Here is a 2,155-nt window from a genome sequence, read left to right as displayed (position 1 = left end):
GCAAGCGCCGTCAAAGCGCCCCGGAAATCGGCCGGTTCACGGCCCACCACCACCGCCCGGTGGTCGAACACCGACCGGGCAACCGCCAGCGCATGCCCCACCTCCGCGGGCGGCAGTCCGGGGTGGCGGTCGAGGTGCTCAAGCAGCCGGGCCGCCTGCTCCCCCAGCGCCGCCGGCGACTTCGCCGACAGCGGCCAGGGCACCGTCCCGTCCGTCACCACCCTCGGCCCCGGCACCGCGTCGGCGGTGCTCTTGTCCTGCGGGGCCTGCTCGACGATGAGGTGGGCGTTGGTGCCGCTGATGCCGAACGAGGAGACACCCGCACGGCGCGGGTGGCCGGTCTCGGGCCAGGCCCGGTTCTCGGTGACGAGTTCCACCGCGCCCTCGGTCCAGTCCACGTGTGAGGACGGCCGGTCCACGTGCAGGGTCTTCGGCAGCAGGCCCTGGCGCATGGCCATGACCATCTTGATGACGCCGCCCACGCCCGCCGCGGCCTGCGAGTGGCCGATGTTGGACTTCAGCGAGCCCAGCCAGAGCGGCTGGTCCTCGGGCCGGTCCTGGCCGTACGTGGCGAGGATCGCCTGGGCCTCGATCGGGTCGCCGAGGGCGGTGCCGGTGCCGTGCGCCTCGACGGCGTCGACGTCCTGCGCCGACAGGCCCGCGCCGGCCAGGGCCTGGCGGATGACGCGTTCCTGTGACGGCCCGTTGGGGGCGGTCAGCCCGTTGCTCTCGCCGTCCTGGTTGATCGCGGACCCGCGGACGAGTGCCAGCACCCGGTGGCCGTTCTTTTGCGCGTCGGAGAGCCGTTCCAGCAGCAGCAGGCCCACGCCCTCAGCCCAGGCCGTGCCGTCGGCCGCCTCGGCGAACGCCTTGCACCGCCCGTCCGCCGCCAGCCCGCGCTGCCGGCTGAACTCCACGAACATGCCCGGACCGGCCATGACGGCGACGCCGCCGGCCAGCGCGAGATCGCACTCGGCGTTGCGCAGCGCCTGGGCCGCCATGTGCATCGAGACCAGTGAGGACGAGCACGCGGTGTCCACCGTCACGGCCGGGCCGTGCAGGCCGAGGGTGTACGAGATGCGGCCCGAGGCGACGCTCGCGGTGTTGCCGGTCAGCAGGTATCCGTCGAAGCCGGCGGCGCCGTCGTGCAGGTGGGGGCCGTACTCCTGGGTCATGGCGCCGACGAAGACGCCGGTCTGGCTGCCGCGCAGTGCGGCCGGGTCGATGCCCGCCCGTTCGATCGCCTCCCACGAGGTCTCCAGGAGCAGGCGCTGCTGCGGGTCCATCGCGGTGGCCTCGCGCGGGCTGATCCCGAAGAACGCGGGGTCGAACGCTGCCGCGTCGGAGAGGAATCCGCCCTGGGCGACGTAGGAGGTGCCGGGGCGCTCGAGGTCGGGGTCGAGGAGCCGGTCTGTGTCCCAGCCGCGGTCGGCGGGGAAGTCGGTGATGGCGTCGACGCCTTCGCTGACGAGGTGCCACAGGTCCTCGGGGGTGCGGACGTCTCCCGGATAGCGGCAGGCCATGCCCACGATCGCGATCGGTTCGTCCGCGGCGGCCAGAAGCGGGGAGGCGGGGGTGGTGCCGCCGGACTCCTCGGTGCCCAGCAGTTCGGTCCGCAGGTGGCGGGCGACGGCTGTGGGCGTCGGGTGGTTGAAGAGGAGTGTCGAGGGGAGCTTGAGGCCCGTGAGGGCGCTGAGGCGGTTGCGCAGTTCGACGGAGGCGAAGGAGTCGAAGCCGAAGTCCTTGAACGTGCGGTCGCTGTCCACCGTCTCCGAGGTGACCCGTCCGGTGATCGCCGCGACCTCGGCACGGATCCGGTCGGTGAGGATCTGTTCCTGCTGGGCGGGGGACGCCGTCGTCAGACGGTCCAGGAGCGGCGACGAGGGGGCGGCCCCGGCGGGAGCGGTGTCCTCGGTCCGGTCGGTGCCCGGGTCGGCGGGCAGGTCGGAGGTGTCGTCGGCAGGGCCGTCCGTCGTCAGGTCGATCCAGTGGCGTTGTCGTTGGAAGGGGTAGGTGGGCAGGTCGCGGTGGGCGGGCGGGCCGTCCGGGAAGAAGGCCGTCCAGTCGACCGGGGCCGCGGCCTGGGCGTGCGCGGTGGCCAGCGAGGTCAGCACACGCTGCCAGGTGTCGTCGCCCCGGCGCAGCGTGCCCGTGA

1 protein-coding gene is annotated in these 2,155 nt (G+C 73.4%); it reads right to left on the bottom strand.

Annotated features, from left to right (window positions below; translation table 11 throughout):
• The coding region (locus ACIP2X_RS38515) for a type I polyketide synthase (RefSeq protein ID WP_401683313.1) at positions 1–2,155 on the bottom strand (2,155 nt) is incomplete at both ends.

This window comes from Streptomyces sp. NPDC089424 (assembly GCF_044749345.1).
Lineage (GTDB): Bacteria > Actinomycetota > Actinomycetes > Streptomycetales > Streptomycetaceae > Streptomyces.
Note: the sequence above shows the minus strand (reverse complement) of the source record. Positions and strands in the feature narration are given on the sequence as shown.